Genomic DNA, 16,211 nt, shown 5'->3' on the forward strand with positions numbered 1-16,211 from the left:
AGAGGGATGGAACTCTATTTTTTAGGGACAAATGCGGGGGTTCCTACGCTGCAGCGTAACGTGACCTCGATTGCACTGCGTTTGCTGGAAGAACGAAGAAGTCTGTGGCTGTTTGATTGTGGAGAAGGCACGCAGCATCAAATATTGAAATCCCCGCTCAAGCTCTCCAAGCTTGAGAAGGTATTTATTACCCATATGCATGGTGATCATGTGTTCGGTTTGCCAGGTTTGCTGTCCAGTCGAGGTGCCCAAGGGGTAACTTCACCCCTGACGATATATGGTCCCCCAGGTTTAAAGCTCTTCATTGAAACTACGCTGAGCATCAGCCAATCGCGCGTACCCTATACGATGGAGGTCATTGAGCATACCGGGGGCGTGTTGTTTGAAGACGATCACTTCCTCGTGGAATCGGCAAAGCTGGATCACAGGGCCGAGAGTTACGGATACCGTATCGTGGAGAAGGATCTTCCCGGCAGTCTGGACTTGAAACGGTTGGCGGATTATGGACTCAAGCCAGGACCGCTTTATGGCAAGCTGAAAAGAGGGGAAAGCGTGGAACTCGGCGACGGACGATGGATTCATGCCTCAGATGTGCTCCTGACACCGAAAAAAGGGAGAGTGGTCACGATTCTCGGGGATACAAGGCCATGCGCTGGCGTGGAGACTCTGGCCAAAGGAGCCGATCTTTTGGTTCATGAAGCCACTTTCATGGAGGATCTGTCGGAGCTCGCGCACGAATACTATCACAGTACGGCTAAACAGGCGGCGGAAGCAGCGAAACGGGCTGAAGCAAGATCGTTATTCCTGACCCATTTCAGCTCCCGGTATAAGGATATAGAGCATTTGCAGCCGCTGCTCAAGGAAGCTCAGGAGATTTTTGAGAATACACGCTTGGCAGAGGACTTTGGCTTGTACCCAATCCAGCGCAAATCATAAGCAGGAACAGCTGCTATTTACAGGGAAATATCGAGGGATTGAGTGAATTATTTTCCGGGAAAGCGCAGGAAATGACAAAGCGGTTTATAATCACTAACCCTTGGACAGTCTTCGATCTCTTTCGACTATTTAGCTGCCGGACTGAAGAGCTGTCCACGAATCTTGCAACCGGAAGTAGCCTTCTTTACAATAATACTAACCGGGGTTTCTACGTAAGCAAACATCTGCACAGAGTATGAACCATGGTTATACATATTTATTTTGATATATGACGATGAGTAACGACACGGCGATGCCGAGAACGCTAATACTTTAATCAATGAATCATTTATGGCGTGAAGGAAAGAAATAAAGAAGGTGCTATCAATTCATGGAAAAACCAAAACCAAAAGGATTGCTGATTGACCTGGATGGAACGCTGTATCATGGCCGTTATCGGATTGAGGGAGCAGACCTTCTCATCGAGCGGCTGAAGGAAATGCAGATTCCGTTTCTGTATGTAACGAATAACTCATCACGAACACCGGAGCAAGTGGCCGCGCATCTGATGGAGATGGGAATACCTGCCTTGCCGGAGGAAGTGTGCACCTCCTCCCTGGCTGCTGCTAAATATATTGCTGAGGAGTCGCCGGGTGCCAGAGTGGCGATGCTTGGCGAAGAGGGGCTTCGTGAAGCGCTATTGTCTGCAGGTCTGAACATCGTGGAGCAGTCCCCTGAATATGTCATTCAAGGAATCGACCGCTCGTTCCATTACGAGAAGTTAACCCGTGCCGTTCGCTGGATTCAGGAGGGAGCCGCGTCGATATTGACCAATCCGGACTTGCAGCTTCCATCGGATACCGGCTTGATGCCCGGTGCAGGTTCGCTGGGCGCTGCGATCGAAGCCGCTTCCGGAGTGAAACCGACGGTCATCGGAAAGCCGTCCTCGATATTAATGAAATTTGCTTCGGATCGCCTTGGTTTGGCTCCGGAGGACATTTATGTAATCGGAGATAATATACGTACGGATATCGCGGCTGGCGCGCATGCCGGCTGTAAGACGGTGCTCGTTATGACCGGAATCACGACCGATCTCAATATGGAAGCCCATATGGAAGCCACGGGTGTCACACCCGATTTTATCTGCCGGGATTTGAGTGAAGTGAAAGATCTGCTGTGTTCATGATGAGTGAGAGTGTACATATAAACTTTTGTGATTGACGAAAGGGAAGATGAATGATGCCGGAACTGCCGGAAATGGAAAATTACCGAAGATTGTTATCGCAGAGCATTTTGAATGTGCCGATCACGAATGTCGTCGTGAACCGTGAAAAATCACTGAATGTGACCGTTGACGAATTTACTTCCGTGTTAAAGGGAAGCAAGGTCATTTTTGTGGAACGTAGAGGCAAGCACCTCATATTCCATTTGCATAACGGAGGCAGACTGCTGCTTCACCTGATGCTGGGCGGCATTTTGTATTTAGGGCATAAAGATGAGGAGCGTCCATCAAGGTCGACCCAGGTCGAGATCACCTTTGGTGATCAGGTGCTGTATTTTATCGGACTGCGTCTGGGTTACTTGCATTTCCTGACAGCCAGAGAGACGGAAAATGCGCTTAAAGAGCTTGGTCCTGAACTTCTGGATCGGCGAATGACCAAAGCGCGCTTTGTCGAACGGATTGGAAAACGGCGGGGCGCTTTAAAAACTACGCTGGTCAATCAGCAGGTTGTCGCGGGGATCGGCAACTGTTATGCGGATGAGATTGCCTTTGATGCCCGCATTCACCCGCTGTCCAAAATCCAGGATTTATCGGAGCAGTCTTTAGAGCAGTTATACGAGAGTACCGTTAAAGTGATGCGCGAGGCGACGGATGGCGGCGGATATATGGAAATGCCGTTTCAGGAAGGGGATACCCTGACGGGGGCATACAATGACGAGTGCAAGGTGTACGATCGCGAAGGAGAGCTTTGTGTTCGCTGCGGTACGCCGATCGTAAAGATGGAGCATAACTCGCGCAAAGTGTTCTTTTGTCCGAACTGTCAGCATGAAATCTAAAGTCCGAATTGGGAGCCATGTCAGCACACGGGGCGGATTTCTCGCAGCAGCCCAGCATGCAGCCGGGATCGGTTCACTAGCCTATCAGTATTTTCCGAAAAATCCGCGCAGTCTTCACTTAAAGATGCCGGACGTCCGCAATGCCGCCGCCTGCTCCAAGTTTTGTCAGGAACAAGGACTCGTTTCGATCGCGCACACCCCATATCCGACGAATATGGCGGTTGGCTTAACCCGGGGCGAAGAGTTTTACCAGTTGACGGTAGATTCGCTGAAGAATGATCTCATGATTGCCGAGGCTTGCGGATCGCTGGGTATCGTGGTTCATTTTGGGCATCTCAAGAGCCAGGATATCCTTGAAGGGTATCAGAATATTATCCGCTGCATGAATGATGTGTTGTCTTCCTGGACGGGAAGGGCTAAGCTGCTGATCGAGAATCAGGCGGGGGATCATGGATCAATGGGGATGACGCTTGAAGAGAGCGTGAAGGTCAGGCAGCTTGCTGATTATCCGGAGAAAATAGGCTTTTGCCTGGATACCTGCCACTTGTTTGCCGCCGGAGGTTGGGATATTTCGAATACGGATGAGCTCCTTGCCAGGGGCAAATCGCTGGCCTATTGGGAATCTGCCGTTGCCGTTCATTTGAACGATTCGAAATATGGGGCCGGCTCAAGAAAAGATCGCCACGCCCGCATCGGACAAGGTATGATAGGAACAGAAGCTCTGAAACGTCTGGTTCTGGCACCGGAACTTGCAGGCAAGGCTTTTGTCCTGGAAAGTGAAAAAGGGGCTGACGGCACGCACCGGGAAGACATCGCCAAGGTGCTGTCCTGGTCCTGATTAAGGGAGAGAGTAATATGATTCATCTGTATTTAGACGACTGGCGCCCCAATCCGAAAGGATTTGCGCTGGCACGAAGCGGGGAAGAGTGTTTGCTGATGCTCCGTGAATGTGAAGTGGATGTTCTGTCCCTTGACTTTGAATTGGGACATGGCCAAATGAACGGCGGAGACGTAGTTGCAGCCATGATCGCGGAAAAACTGCAGGCCCGAGAAATATATTTGCATACCTCAAGCCCATCAGGCAGAAGAAAAATGTATGAGCTGCTCTATGAGCATATGCCGGAAAGTGTCCGGGTTCACAATGGTCCGATGCCGGAATCCGTGCTGCGGGAAGTCGCCCAGGGTTCAAGATGATTGAGGTAACGCAGCGTGAATTGACGGAGAGGCTTGAATGGCACGAGCGTCTGACGAAACGGGATGCGAAAGCGGATCCTGTCATCGTATTTTTACATACGCCATTCTGCGGCACATGTGCCGCAGCGCGTAAGATGATCAACATTGTAGAACATGTGGTGCCGGACGTGCAGCTGCTCGAAGCCGATGTGAACTTTCTTCCGGACATTGTGGAACGGTATCAAATCCGCAGCGTTCCTGCATTGCTGGCTATTCAGTCGAGTCCCCTCCCGGCACCGGAGGTGCTGTACCGGATGGGTTCCGTGCAGGATATCGTGAGTTTTGTGAGGAGTGTGCAGCCATGATTTCGCTACAGCATTTGTCGCTCGTCAGAGGGAGCCGTCAGATTCTGGATGATGTTAGTATCGAGATGAAGCCGGGTCAGAACTGGGCCATCTTGGGCAGGAACGGATCAGGCAAAACGACGCTGCTGGAAATGATGACAGGATATATGTTTCCTTCCAGCGGGCGTGTGGAGGTCCTTGGCCATGTTTACGGACAATGCGACGTTCGCGAGGTCCGCAAATCGATCGGCTATATTAGCCAGTCGTTATTGGAGAAATTGACGCTGAGCGACCCCGTCTGGGAGGTTGTGGCAACAGGGGCTTACGCCTTTCTGCGCTTCTACCAGGACATACCGGAAGAGGCCAGGAACCAGGCCCATGCCCTGCTGAACGAAATGAATTTCGGCCATCTGGCGGAGCAGCCGCTCGGGATATTGTCACAGGGTGAACGTAAAAAGGTAATGTTGGCACGCTCCCTCATGGCCGATCCGAAGATTCTGATTATGGATGAACCGTGTGCGGGCCTGGATTTGTATGAACGGGAGAAGATGCTGCAGGAGATTGACAAGCTGAGGCAGCGCGAAATTACGGTTGTGTATGTCACGCATCATATCGAGGAGATTGTCCCTTTATTTACTCATGTGGCGCTCATGAAAGACGGCCGCTTAACGGGTGCGGGAACAAAAGAAGAAGTATTAAACCATGAACTTATCAAACAAACTTATGATATCGACGCTCAGCTGGAATGGGATGGCGGACGTCCCTGGATCAAAGTTATTTCTGGAGGTTAATCCGTTTGGATGAATTAAATGTTATGCAAGAGCATGAGGAACAGAATCAAAGTCACCGGGATTTTCACAGCAAGTGGGTATGTACGGCAAACCATGGGTTTGCTCCTTACGCCCAAGAAGAGCTGCGCCGGATGTTTGGCAGTATAAAGAGCACGATGATGATACCGGGTGAGGTGTTTTTAGCGACAGTCGGCAGCTCCGAAGATGAGGCGAAGCGGCTGATTACGTCTTCCCCGCCTATTTTTCTGCGGCATTTGTTTCCGGTACATCTGGAGGTGACAGCCGATACCGCTGGCGATGCATTGCATGCTGTCGTTGAGCATGTCATGAAGCGGGAGGAAATCGGCCGCAGCCGTGTATCCATCCAGATCCGAAAGACGGAGAACAGCTCGTGGAAGGAAAACCCCGCGGCCCTTCGGGATGAATTACAGCATCGCTTGGCTGCGCTAGAACTTGAATACACGGTACAGGCACCGGAGTGGATCATTTCACTATTCGCTGCTGACAGTGTCTGGTATGTTGGCGTGTCACGGCCGGAGGACAACCTGTCGGATTGGAACGGAGGCGCCGTCCGCTTTCAGCGGGAAGAGGGACAAATCTCAAGAGCCAAATTCAAGCTCCTTGAGGCGGAGAAGCAGTTCGGAATTCCGTTTGATTCCTTTCGCAAGGCTGTCGATATCGGAGCAGCGCCTGGCGGATGGACCTCCTTTTTATTGGAGCGCGGCCTGCAAGTTACGGCCATTGATCCGGCGAAAATGCATCCATCACTCGATGGTCACAAAAACCTCCGCGTGATTCACAAGAATGCAGCGGACGTATCGTTTAGAGACTCTGAGTTTGACATGTTGGTGTGTGATATGAGCTGGAGTCCTAAACAAATGGCCAGAATGGTAACCGGGCTGCTGCACAGTCTTCAGACGGGCGGCACGGCTGTCATTACGGTTAAGCTGCTGACTAAGAAACCGATGGCGCTGGTGAAAGAGATCATGTCGGTGTTTGAAGAGTCCAGAATGCAGATTCAGGGAGCAAAGCAGCTGTTCCACAATCGGGACGAGATTACGCTATATATGATTAAGTATTAAAAAAGTCTTTACAAGTCAATGTATTTTGTTCTATAATGATTCCAAAATTAACCAACGACAACGATAGGGAAAGCATCCCGCTATTCATCACGATTCAGTGATGTGGCGGAGTGCTTTCCTTTTTTTGTTGTGCTTGTAAGTCAGGGGAGAGGGCGTTGAGATGAATCAGCCTTGCAGATTGGTACATGGGGAAGTGTTGAGCGAGCGTTACGTGATTGACCGCATGATCGGTGAAGGGGGCATGAGTTGTGTATATCTGGCTGAGGATCTGAAGCTGCCCGGGAAGAAATGGGCAGTGAAGGAGAGTTTGTCTGAACCCGGTATGCAGCGCACCGTTCAGGACGAGGCACAGCTTCTGATTAAACTCAGTCACCCGCGGCTGCCGCGCATTGTCGATTTTTTTCATGCTCAGGCTAGCGGCTACACCTATTTAGTTATGGATTATATTCAGGGCATGACATTGGAGAAGTACTTCCGGGGATATCGGGGGAATGTGAATCCGGACTTCATCATGGAACTGACGGAGCAACTGCTGGATGTTTTGGAGTATCTCCATAATCACGAACCTCAGGTTGTATTCCGGGATTTAAAGCCATCAAACATTATGCTGACCGATCAGCTGGAGGTTCGACTCATCGATTTTGGAATCGCCAGAAGCTATAAACAGGAGAGTGGCGAGGATACCGTCAAGCTGGGCACGGTTGGATTTGCGGCGCCGGAGCAGTACGGAGGAAGGCAAAGCGATGCAAGATCGGACCTGTATGGGCTTGGAGCGCTTCTGCTTTATCTCTCAACCGGCGGTAAATTCAGTGAATGGATAACGGGCGTGGAGCGACATATCCGTGGCGATTTACCAAGAGCACTTGTGCCCGTTATTCGAAAGCTGCTGCAATATGCTCCGGAGCATCGATATCAATCCGCGGCAGAAGTTCGTTCAGCGCTCAGTCGGCATCAGTCGATCACTGCGAATATATCAAGTGCTCAGTCCAACACGCTAGCCGGGACGCTTGTGGCAGCCGTATTGGGGGCATCATCCGGTGTAGGAACAACCCATAGCTGTATCGCATTCGGGCATTACCTGGCTTCAAGGTACGGGAAGGTAGCGATCGTAGAAATGAGCGCAAAATCCACCGCCTTTACCCGGATTCAGGAAATTGCCGAGGGCGGGAAGCTGGGGTCTATCCGAAAGTTCGAAATCAACGGGATTCACTTTTGGCGGCAAACAGCCAGAACGGAAGTTATTTCGCTGCTCGGGGGCAGTTACGATGCGGTGGTGTTGGATTTGGGAGCATACCGGGACAGCGAACGGCTTGAGGAGTTTCTTCGGGCCGATCTCCCTATCGTTATCGGATCAGGAGCGGAGTGGCGACAGCATGATGTGGTAACGCTGGCCCGGATGCTATCAAGACATCCTCAGCCGGCCAGGATCTACGCACTGCCTCTTGCTGGGGAAGAAACGATTCAAGAGATGAGAAGAACGCTAGAAACGAATAGAGTTCATTCCTTGCCCCTGCAATTGGATCCGTTTGAATTGCCTGACAGCAGCCGGGAGGCATTTGCACAGTTATTTCAGGACTACTTGCCGCCGGCAGAAAGGAAGCGAAGATTCAGGTTTCTAAAGAATTAACTGCATATGAACTGAAGGAGATGAAGCAATGCCGATTATCAGGAGGCGCAGCCGCAAACTGATATTTGCTGGACTAGCCGGCGCAGCCGTAACAGCTGCCGTATGTGCCGGCGCAATGCTGTATTATGTGCACGGCTATAAAGAGCAGCAGAGTATAGAGCGTACTAAATACGAGCAGCGAATCACGGAGCTTGAAGAGACGCAGCTTCAGCAGCTCAATTCAATGAAGGTTGCATGGGTCCCGTTAAAAGATATTCCGCCTGGTCATTTCATCGATGCGAAAGATATTAAGGAAGTGCGTTTGCCTGATGACGGTTCTTCCGGCAATCTGTTCTCGGTCAAGGAAGAGATTGCCGGGAAGGGGGCCAAGATCGAGCTGCTGCAGGGAACACCGATTACCCGCTCGATGCTCTTTGAAGAAGAGCCGACACCGTCCGATCTTCGTCATCGGGAGATGAAGTCCGTATATCTGCCAAGCGATTTACGCCAAGGGGACGTGATCGATGTAAGGGTCCAGTTTCCAAGCGGACAGGATTACATCATTTTATCCAAGAAGAAGATCGACAGGCTTCAATATCCGGCGTTCTGGACAACGTTAAGCGAACAGGAGATTTTATTGCTTTCCAGCGCTTTGGTGGATGCTTATCTGCATAATGCCACACTCTATGCACTCACCTATGTAGAGCCGGAGCTGCAAGAGAGAGCAATAACTAATTATCCTCCGAACGCTGAAGTAACGAAGCTGATTGGAAGCAACCCGAATATTGTGAAGAAAGCCGAGAAACACTTCGAGGTTACGCTGCGAAACACGCTGGAAGAGGATTTAAGCAAGCTTCAGCCGAATCAGCAGGCACAGGTATCCGACATGCATCACAACTCCATCTTCGCTAGTGGGGCAAGAAGTCCAGACTCCTGGAGTCCTGCGTCCAATTTAAGCTCCCAAACGAAATCTTCAACGGATACAAAACGGAATACTGCTGACATCCGTCCTGACGACGAGGATAATACAGAGACTCCGCTCCGTGAAGAGCGGGATTCAGAAGCGGAGCAGATTCTGGGGTCATCCGGACCGCCAGAAGCCGAGGCGGGCAGTGATAAGGAATCAGAAGAAGCGGAGTTGATATTCTCAAGTCCTTAGTAAAGACAAAGCTAAGCCCTAAGAACAGATGAGCGATTGAAGGAGTGTAATCAAAGTGAAGACATGGATATTTACAGGCATCTGTGATAAGAGCGACATGCTCCTCTACATGTGCAAAATATTAGCCAATGGAGACAACAGGGTACTGCTCGTGGATGGTGCGATGGATGCGAAGTACAAACATTGCATAGGCGTGATGCACCCGAAGTTGCCGGTTATGGAGTTTGCCGGATTCGACATGGCAACCGGATTTGAGAACTATACCTCGCTCATGAACTATCTGGAAGAAACAGACGAGAAGAAGTACGACTATATCGTCATGGACGTGGAGAAGTCGGAATTCCTGGACAAGATGCAGTGGGATACAGCAGATGCCCATGTTTGGGTTAGCGGGTTCGAGGTAACCGGGCTGCGCAAGAGTACGGCTTTGCTTGATGAACTAAGAGCCGCAAGAACAGATGATCCGCTCCCTCCTTTTCATCGGGTATATGTTCAGGTCATTGAAGATTTGATGGATGAGTCCTACATAGAAGGCTATCTGGAAGACAGCCGGATTCAGTGGCTGGGTCCTCCCGTGAAAATGCCGTGGGATGAATTGTTCTTCGCCTTGAAAATAAAAAATGAACATGCAGGAAGACTGGGTATTAAGCCATTATCCAGACAATATAAACGATCGCTTACCGAACTTATCCGCCTGTTAACGGAAATGGAGCAGCGGCATATTCGCCGGGCACTTCGGCAAGCAGGACGGAGGCATGCATGAGTCTGATTGCTGTATGGAGTCCCTTGAAGAGCGGCAGCGGCAGTACGATGCTGGCCTCGAGTTTACCTATCGTATTGGCGTTTGAATATCCGGTCAAAGTGCTGCTCGCCCATGGTGGACATGCAGGAGAGCGAGTGGAACAAGCTTTTTCCTTTAAGCGGGAATCGTTTGATTATATGACGGCATTTCAAGATACCGGAATGGATGCCTTGGAACGTCTTCGTACAAGCGGGAGGCTGAATCCGGAGAATGTACGCAATTATACTTTGCCGCTCCTGTCTGATCGGCTAGATCTTTTATGTGGACCGAAACCAATGTCCGCTGATGATATACAGACTGCAAGCAGTGCGGAGGACAGAAAACAGGCGGAACTTATGACCAGAGTTATGGAGTTCTCCAAGCGAAGTTACGACGTCACGGTGGCCGATGCAGGTAATGGAGTTCCGGGAGCGGTAGATCGCGCGATACTTCAAGCTGCCGACTTCATTGTGGTTGGTTTGAATCAAAATTTGCATGTACTGGAGAATAAGCTTGAACAGGAGGGGCTGCCCCCTGAACTGAGGGACAAGGCAAGCCTGTATATCGTCGGCAAATATGACCGGGAGAGCCATTGTTCACTACAAAATATCAAGCGCCGCTTTGGCATCAAGACGACGGTGCTTGGTGTTCCATATTGTTCCGGCATGACGGATGCATGGAATATGCGCTCCGTTATGCCTTATATGCAGCGAAGTCGGGGAGGCGCTGACCTGAAACGGATGAGCTCACTGTATGATGCCGTTCGTAATTTGGCGGATGCCGCGGCTGAACAACTTGGTCTTCCTTCCGGTGGTTCGAAAGCGGGAGGCCAGCATGCTCTTGGGTAATTCCTTCAATACGATATGGATCATCGTCATTATTTTGTTTGTACTGCTGTTTGTATATCTGCGTTATTTGGATACCCGAAAACCGGCGGCTGCTATTTCGCAGGGATCCGACCCCTATTCTCTTGAAGCCATGACTGCGTTTGTTAAAGAAAGCCTCCATCAGCTGACGCACAGCCAGTTGTCTGATTTAGGACTGCACGAAGAGGAGTATCGCCGAAGGCTGAACAAGCGAAGTGAATTGAGAAGTGCCCTCAAGGGCTGCGTATTCGGAGATGTGCTGGATAAAGCATATGTAAAGGATTTTTTAAAGCAGCTGCTGGTCAGAGATCTGGGTTTGAACGAGTCCAACATTCATGCTGCCATTCCATTCGAAAACTTGACCGAGTTAACAGCCCAGGATCAATTCGAGATCATCTTATACCTGTATAAGCAGAGGCACGGAGAGAATGCTTTATCCGTACTTCTTGAGACGTATGATCTTGCAGGGCCTCGCGTGATTCCCGGTTATGGAGAGGGCAGCGTGTATGCGGTAACCGCAGAGGATATTGCTTATATCTATGAGTCAGAGCAGCGACCGCTCTTGTTTCCGGAGAAGCTTGATATCGTTGTTCAGCGCATTTATCAGCAGTACAAAGGCTTTTCCGTCGTGGATGAAATCAGGGATCAACGGATCGACGGGATCAGTGGCGGGGTAAGTGGCATTCCTGTCAACCATGACAGCGGACAGAATATCTTTCACACCCAAGATGAGTTTTTGGGGCTAAGCTTTTCAAATACCGAATCGCCAGCAACAGGCTGCGAGAGTGTTTGGATTTTTTATCGGGGGGTGTCGCTGCATCTAGCTTTTTTATCGTTTGGTTCGATGCTGGAACTGAAGAGAGTATGTCAAAACATATACAAATACAATCATCCCGGACAGCTTTCAGAAGCCAGCGGTTATAAAGTGAATGAGATGAAAGATGGCTCCAGGGTCGTTGTGGTTCGGCCTCCGTTTGCCGAGTCCTGGGCGTTCTTTGTCCGCAAGTTTGATCTGCCCAAGGCTTCGCTTGATCAGTTAATTACGGGAAACGGCTCGGAATTGGTGATCGGTTTGTTGAGGTATTTAATGAAAGGCAGCCGGATTACGGCAATCACCGGTGCGCAGGGTTCCGGAAAAACAACGCTGCTCATGGCGATGGTGGGTCATATTTATGCGTCTTATACCCTTCGGGTGCAAGAGATGGCCTTTGAGCTGCATTTAAGGAAAATCTATAGCCGCAGAAATATTCTCAGCTTCAGGGAAACCGAGCATATTAGTGGGCAGGCCGGTCTGGATCTGCAGAAGAAGACGGACGGTACCGTTAATATTCTTGGTGAGGTTGCCAGTGACGAGGTAGCGTCATGGATGATACAGATGTCTCAAGTGGCAAGTTTGTTTACCGTGTTTACCCATCATGCCAAGACATTCAAAGACCTTGTACAATCCTTGCGCAACTCCTTGCTCAAGAGCGGCGTTTTCAGGCAAGAGCATATTGCGGAGCAGCAGGTGGTCAGCGTGATCAACTTTGACATCCATCTAAGAAGAGACGCTTACGGTAACCGTTACATAGAACGTATTACAGAGTGCATCCCGGTTGAGAAGGGATCCCTGCCACCATTTGAGGGAACTTCAGAAAAGCGCTGGAAGAACAGTATGGAGGAATATTTTCAGTTAAGTACAGAACATATGCGGAGATTGAACGAAGTAAGTTATTTCGTATCTCGTAATGTGATTGAATACCGGGACGGTAGCTATATCGCTGCCGCCAAGTTATCCGAAAGCAGTGTTCGCGAAATGACGGAGCATATGCATCCGGAAGATGCCGAAGAATTCAGACTGTTTCTGGCTTCGGGTTGGGGGGAACAAAGTGTCCTCTAAAGATGTATTAATTCTGATTTTAATCATATCTTTGGCACTGTTTTCCATCACATTCGGTATCGTGTCGTGGATGAACAGAAGACGAGGGTATCGTGAGGTAGCTGCGGTAAAGGTGGAGGCGGGCGAGGTAAGATCATTGCGCGGGATGTACCGGCAATGGTTTCAATTGGCCTATAGGTGTGGAATGAAGCTTCCTATAATCAAAGCCTATCTTAAACGGATCAGACAGCGGATCGCGATCATGCATCCCTATGACGAAATATCACTCCGGTTTGAAACCGTGAGATTAGCCTTCGCGATTACCGGTACGATCGGGTTAACCGCCATGCTCCTTATTTGGAGTCATCCGGACCTGGGGTTTATTGTCATTGTTATTCTTGCAGCAGCGGTTATTAACAATATGCTTGTTGAGATGTTCATTAACCGACTGGAACGAAAAATACTTATTCAATCGGTTGAATTGTTCTCCTCCGTCCGCCATCACTATCAGCAGCATGGAATGGTAGAGGAAGCTTTGTACGAGGGAGCGGAGACTTCAGGGCATGAAATTTCTATGCATGGTCATCGGATCTATAATGCCTTGGTATCCAACGATCCTGATGACGAGCTGGAGAGGTATTATGAGGTAGCGCCGAACCGATATCTTAAAGCGTTTGCGGGTATTTCACATCTTGTCATGGAGTTTGGTGATCATGCGAGAAAACAAGGCTCTATCTATCTGCATGGCCTAAGCGGGTTGACCAAGGAAATCCAATTGGAAATATTGCGCAGAGACAAGCTGGATTATTTAATGAAGGGCTTGAATGTGATTGCGTTGGCTCCGGTCTTTTTCACCAAACCGATTGAACGATGGGCCAGAAGCAGTTTTCCGTCGATGGATGAGTTTTATATGAGCAAGCTCGGGTTTATGACCAAGATATCGATTTATGTCATCATTCTAATCTCTTACATATTGCTTCAGAAGCTCCAGCAAAATCGGGAAACGGATTACCGCGCAGAGGTACAGAAGATGACCCTGGAAGAAAGAATGTACAGGATTCCTGTTATGCGTTGGCTTGTGAAGGTAATGGCTCCGACACCCGGTACGGTGAAATATGACAGGCAGGTACGTTTACTAAAGGAAAGCAACGCGAGAATCAAGTTCGAATGGCTCTATATCAGAAGGGTGACGTTCTTCTTCCTGGCTTTCTTCCTGTCGCTATCGCTGGCTGCAGGTCTGCATGTGCAGGCTAAACATCATCTGCTGTATGTCCCCGTTTCTTTGAATCATTCCCTGTTCGGCCAGATGAATGAGATCGAGCGTCGGCAGGCAGAGGAAACGGTTGAACGCGATCGGCTGCTAATGGAACAATTGCATATGTCGCCGGATGTGACCGATGATCAGGTCAAGCAGATGATTAGTGAGGCAGATCCTACTTCATTGACCAAGGAACAAGTTGAGATCATAACCGATCGAATTATGACCAAACTGCAGCGCTATGATAGCGAGTATTTGAAATGGTGGGAGCTGCTGCTATCCTTTCTGGCAGGTGTGGCTGCATATGCGGCGCCATTATGGCTGCTGCATTTTCACCGGAAAGTACGCAATATGGAAATGAGGCATGAAATTTATCAATATCAGACGGTCATATCCATACTGCGAGGAATGGAGCGCATCTCGGTTGAGGCCATATTGGAATGGCTTAATCGGTTTGCTGTTATTTTTAAGATTCCCATTCAAAAAAGCTTGCTTCATTACGAACATGGCGCTCAGCTGGCATTGCTGGAGCTGAAGGAAGACGTCTGGTTTCCTGAATTTCAGCGGCTGGTGGACAAGCTGCTGCTTGCGGTAGATAAAGTACCGATCAAGGATGTTTTTGATGACCTCGATGGAGAAATGATATACAGTTTCGAGCGACGCAAGCAGGAGTACGAAGCGATGATCGATACGAAGGCCGCATGGGGGCGAATGATCGGTTTTACTCCGATGTATGCGTTGATCTTTATGTATCTTGTCATCCCGCTGATCGGCATGAGTTTCTCCCAGATGGAAACGTATTATGAGCAAATTCAACGATTATAACATTACGTGGATTGGTCAGCTGGAATCATGATCAACAGGATCAAAAAATAATTGAAAGAATGAGGGAGATTTCAATGAATAATGCATCATCCGCTTTAAAGGTTGCAGCAGGCATATTTCTGACCATAGCACTGATTACCATTGTTGTTATTTTGTTTATTTCGGCGCAGGAGGCAACCAAAACCGCTCAAAACAATTTTTCGGATATTCAGACAGAGTTGTCCCAGGCAGCATTTACCGTGTATGACGGAACAACCATCAGCGGTTCTCAGGTGACAAACGCACTGCGCAAATACAAGGATAAGGATCAATTTGGCGTTTTTATAGCAACAGGGAAAAATAAAGCAGGGCAATGGTACGGCAATGTGTTGGAGAAGGACGGTTCGATTCTCAATCCGGATTCAAGACAAGGGAATATCGAACTCGTCATGGATGAGAAAAGCCCGGAGTACGTCAATCCAAGCGGGAAATTTAAGGCAACCATCGTTAAGGATGATTCTAACGTAATCAGAGGCATTAAATTCGATCAATAGTTATGAATGGATAGGTGACTTGCCTTGCGTGGACAAACGATAAGCGCACTTGAATTGGCAGCAGCGGTGGCATTATTTCTTGGCGCAGCCCTGTATGCCTTCCATATTCAGACGATGGTGGATGGCGGTATATCAGCCGTAGGCAGAATGACTCAGGAGCAGCATGCGGGTGTGATCACCGTAGAGATGACGAACGAGAACAGAAAGCTCATTTATAAGGGAAGCGAAGTATTATTCACGCTGCGAGAGGTTCAAGCTGGCGGCTTCAATATGTATGTGGATGGCGTGCTGTTCCAATCAGGCAGTAATCCGGAGGAACTGGATCTTTCGATCATAGATATGGAAGCCCATTATGATGCGGAGTACGTTCGGAGGATCGATGGAGAAGTGGAGAGCATCCAGTTTGTAAAAGTGAGGTAACAACAATGTCAAACTCGGTTTCGAAATGGTTTGCTGCCTTTCTGGCCCTTCTTCTGCTGTACTTGGTTCCCGCAGGCGAGATGGCCAGAAGACAGGATGATCTGTCACGACTCGTTGTTTATCAATCCGTTACCAAATTCGTGGACAGTGTTCGTACGAAGGGGTATATTACTCCGATCATGTACAATGACTTCCTGCAAGAGCTGGCAGCCACCGGGAACATTTACAATGTGGAAATGGAACATCATCATAAGAAATACCACCCGGAATATGCCGATCCTTCAGATCCTGGAACATTCTTGAACCGCTATTCCATCGTATATGATGCTTATTATCAGGAAGATGTTATGGGTTATCTATTCCCGCAGTCGAATGTCGATAAACAGGATGAAAGGCGCCGATACCGTCTAACGGCCGGAGATCACTTTCAGGTAAGTGTCAGTACTCTGAATCGAACACCCGGATTGATCATGTTCGATGCGTTGACCGGATCAAATTCAGGTGGCAAAGCAGCAATCGCATTTCCATACGGAGGTTTGGTA

17 protein-coding genes are annotated in these 16,211 nt (G+C 49.2%); all 17 read left to right on the plus strand.

What is annotated here, in order from left to right; translation table 11 throughout:
* Positions 1–6 precede the first annotated feature (6 nt).
* A complete protein-coding gene (gene rnz / locus M4D81_RS33120; RefSeq protein ID WP_260069486.1) occupies positions 7–936 on the plus strand; it encodes a ribonuclease Z in 930 nt (309 codons plus the stop codon).
* A gap of 370 nt (positions 937–1,306) precedes the next feature.
* On the plus strand, positions 1,307–2,101 hold the full coding sequence (locus tag M4D81_RS33125) for a TIGR01457 family HAD-type hydrolase (protein WP_260069487.1): 795 nt from the start codon (positions 1,307–1,309) through the stop codon (positions 2,099–2,101).
* A gap of 53 nt (positions 2,102–2,154) precedes the next feature.
* Complete coding sequence (mutM, locus tag M4D81_RS33130) at positions 2,155–2,973, plus strand: DNA-formamidopyrimidine glycosylase (protein WP_260069498.1); 819 nt, start codon at positions 2,155–2,157, stop codon at positions 2,971–2,973.
* Positions 2,963–3,811 carry a deoxyribonuclease IV gene (locus tag M4D81_RS33135; protein ID WP_260069488.1) on the plus strand — a complete coding sequence of 283 codons (849 nt, stop codon included), beginning with the start codon at positions 2,963–2,965 and terminating at the stop codon, positions 3,809–3,811. Before mutM ends, M4D81_RS33135 begins: the two co-directional genes overlap by 11 nt.
* 17 nt (positions 3,812–3,828) lie before the next feature.
* On the plus strand, positions 3,829–4,167 hold the full coding sequence (locus tag M4D81_RS33140; RefSeq protein WP_071218221.1) for a cyclic-phosphate processing receiver domain-containing protein: 339 nt from the start codon (positions 3,829–3,831) through the stop codon (positions 4,165–4,167).
* Positions 4,164–4,511, plus strand: coding sequence for a thioredoxin family protein (locus tag M4D81_RS33145; RefSeq protein ID WP_260069489.1), 348 nt, complete (start codon positions 4,164–4,166; stop codon positions 4,509–4,511). Before M4D81_RS33140 ends, M4D81_RS33145 begins: the two co-directional genes overlap by 4 nt.
* Positions 4,508–5,281 carry an ABC transporter ATP-binding protein gene (locus M4D81_RS33150; protein WP_216531087.1) on the plus strand — a complete coding sequence of 258 codons (774 nt, stop codon included), beginning with the start codon at positions 4,508–4,510 and terminating at the stop codon, positions 5,279–5,281. The genes M4D81_RS33145 and M4D81_RS33150 overlap by 4 nt, the downstream gene beginning before the upstream one ends.
* A gap of 5 nt (positions 5,282–5,286) precedes the next feature.
* The gene (locus M4D81_RS33155; RefSeq protein ID WP_260069490.1) at positions 5,287–6,363 is read left to right on the plus strand and encodes an SAM-dependent methyltransferase; all 1,077 of its coding nucleotides are present in this window, start codon (positions 5,287–5,289) and stop codon (positions 6,361–6,363) included.
* 160 nt (positions 6,364–6,523) lie between these two features.
* Positions 6,524–7,990: a serine/threonine protein kinase gene (locus tag M4D81_RS33160; RefSeq protein WP_260069491.1), complete on the plus strand. Its 1,467-nt coding sequence runs from the start codon at positions 6,524–6,526 to the stop codon at positions 7,988–7,990.
* 28 nt (positions 7,991–8,018) lie between these two features.
* Entirely contained in the window at positions 8,019–9,128 is a 1,110-nt protein-coding gene (locus M4D81_RS33165) for an SAF domain-containing protein (RefSeq protein WP_260069492.1), read from the plus strand.
* Between the two features lie 55 nt (positions 9,129–9,183).
* Entirely contained in the window at positions 9,184–9,891 is a 708-nt protein-coding gene (locus M4D81_RS33170) for a hypothetical protein (RefSeq protein WP_260069493.1), read from the plus strand.
* On the plus strand, positions 9,888–10,757 hold the full coding sequence (locus tag M4D81_RS33175) for a CpaE/TadZ family protein (RefSeq protein ID WP_260069494.1): 870 nt from the start codon (positions 9,888–9,890) through the stop codon (positions 10,755–10,757). Before M4D81_RS33170 ends, M4D81_RS33175 begins: the two co-directional genes overlap by 4 nt.
* A complete protein-coding gene (locus tag M4D81_RS33180; RefSeq protein WP_260069499.1) occupies positions 10,744–12,654 on the plus strand; it encodes an ATPase, T2SS/T4P/T4SS family in 1,911 nt (636 codons plus the stop codon). Before M4D81_RS33175 ends, M4D81_RS33180 begins: the two co-directional genes overlap by 14 nt.
* Entirely contained in the window at positions 12,644–14,716 is a 2,073-nt protein-coding gene (locus M4D81_RS33185) for a hypothetical protein (RefSeq protein WP_260069495.1), read from the plus strand. The genes M4D81_RS33180 and M4D81_RS33185 overlap by 11 nt, the downstream gene beginning before the upstream one ends.
* A gap of 74 nt (positions 14,717–14,790) precedes the next feature.
* A complete protein-coding gene (locus M4D81_RS33190; RefSeq protein ID WP_071218212.1) occupies positions 14,791–15,249 on the plus strand; it encodes an ABC transporter permease in 459 nt (152 codons plus the stop codon).
* 24 nt (positions 15,250–15,273) lie between these two features.
* Positions 15,274–15,669, plus strand: coding sequence for a hypothetical protein (locus M4D81_RS33195; protein ID WP_260069496.1), 396 nt, complete (start codon positions 15,274–15,276; stop codon positions 15,667–15,669).
* A 5-nt stretch (positions 15,670–15,674) separates the two neighbouring features.
* The coding region (locus tag M4D81_RS33200) for a hypothetical protein (protein ID WP_260069497.1) at positions 15,675–16,211 on the plus strand (537 nt) is incomplete at its 3' end.

This window comes from Paenibacillus sp. p3-SID867, assembly GCF_025142895.1.
Lineage (GTDB): Bacteria > Bacillota > Bacilli > Paenibacillales > Paenibacillaceae > Paenibacillus_AQ.

Bases quoted from the DNA above. Each gene is read 5' to 3' on its own strand.
- rnz (WP_260069486.1), top strand. From the start codon at position 7: ATGGAACTCTATTTTTTAGGGACAAATGCGGGGGTTCCTACGCTGCAG.
- M4D81_RS33125 (WP_260069487.1), top strand. From the start codon at position 1,307: ATGGAAAAACCAAAACCAAAAGGATTGCTGATTGACCTGGATGGAACG.
- mutM (WP_260069498.1), top strand. From the start codon at position 2,155: ATGCCGGAACTGCCGGAAATGGAAAATTACCGAAGATTGTTATCGCAG.
- M4D81_RS33135 (WP_260069488.1), top strand. From the start codon at position 2,963: ATGAAATCTAAAGTCCGAATTGGGAGCCATGTCAGCACACGGGGCGGA.
- M4D81_RS33140 (WP_071218221.1), top strand. From the start codon at position 3,829: ATGATTCATCTGTATTTAGACGACTGGCGCCCCAATCCGAAAGGATTT.
- M4D81_RS33145 (WP_260069489.1), top strand. From the start codon at position 4,164: ATGATTGAGGTAACGCAGCGTGAATTGACGGAGAGGCTTGAATGGCAC.
- M4D81_RS33150 (WP_216531087.1), top strand. From the start codon at position 4,508: ATGATTTCGCTACAGCATTTGTCGCTCGTCAGAGGGAGCCGTCAGATT.
- M4D81_RS33160 (WP_260069491.1), top strand. From the start codon at position 6,524: ATGAATCAGCCTTGCAGATTGGTACATGGGGAAGTGTTGAGCGAGCGT.
- M4D81_RS33165 (WP_260069492.1), top strand. From the start codon at position 8,019: ATGCCGATTATCAGGAGGCGCAGCCGCAAACTGATATTTGCTGGACTA.
- M4D81_RS33175 (WP_260069494.1), top strand. From the start codon at position 9,888: ATGAGTCTGATTGCTGTATGGAGTCCCTTGAAGAGCGGCAGCGGCAGT.
- M4D81_RS33180 (WP_260069499.1), top strand. From the start codon at position 10,744: ATGCTCTTGGGTAATTCCTTCAATACGATATGGATCATCGTCATTATT.
- M4D81_RS33190 (WP_071218212.1), top strand. From the start codon at position 14,791: ATGAATAATGCATCATCCGCTTTAAAGGTTGCAGCAGGCATATTTCTG.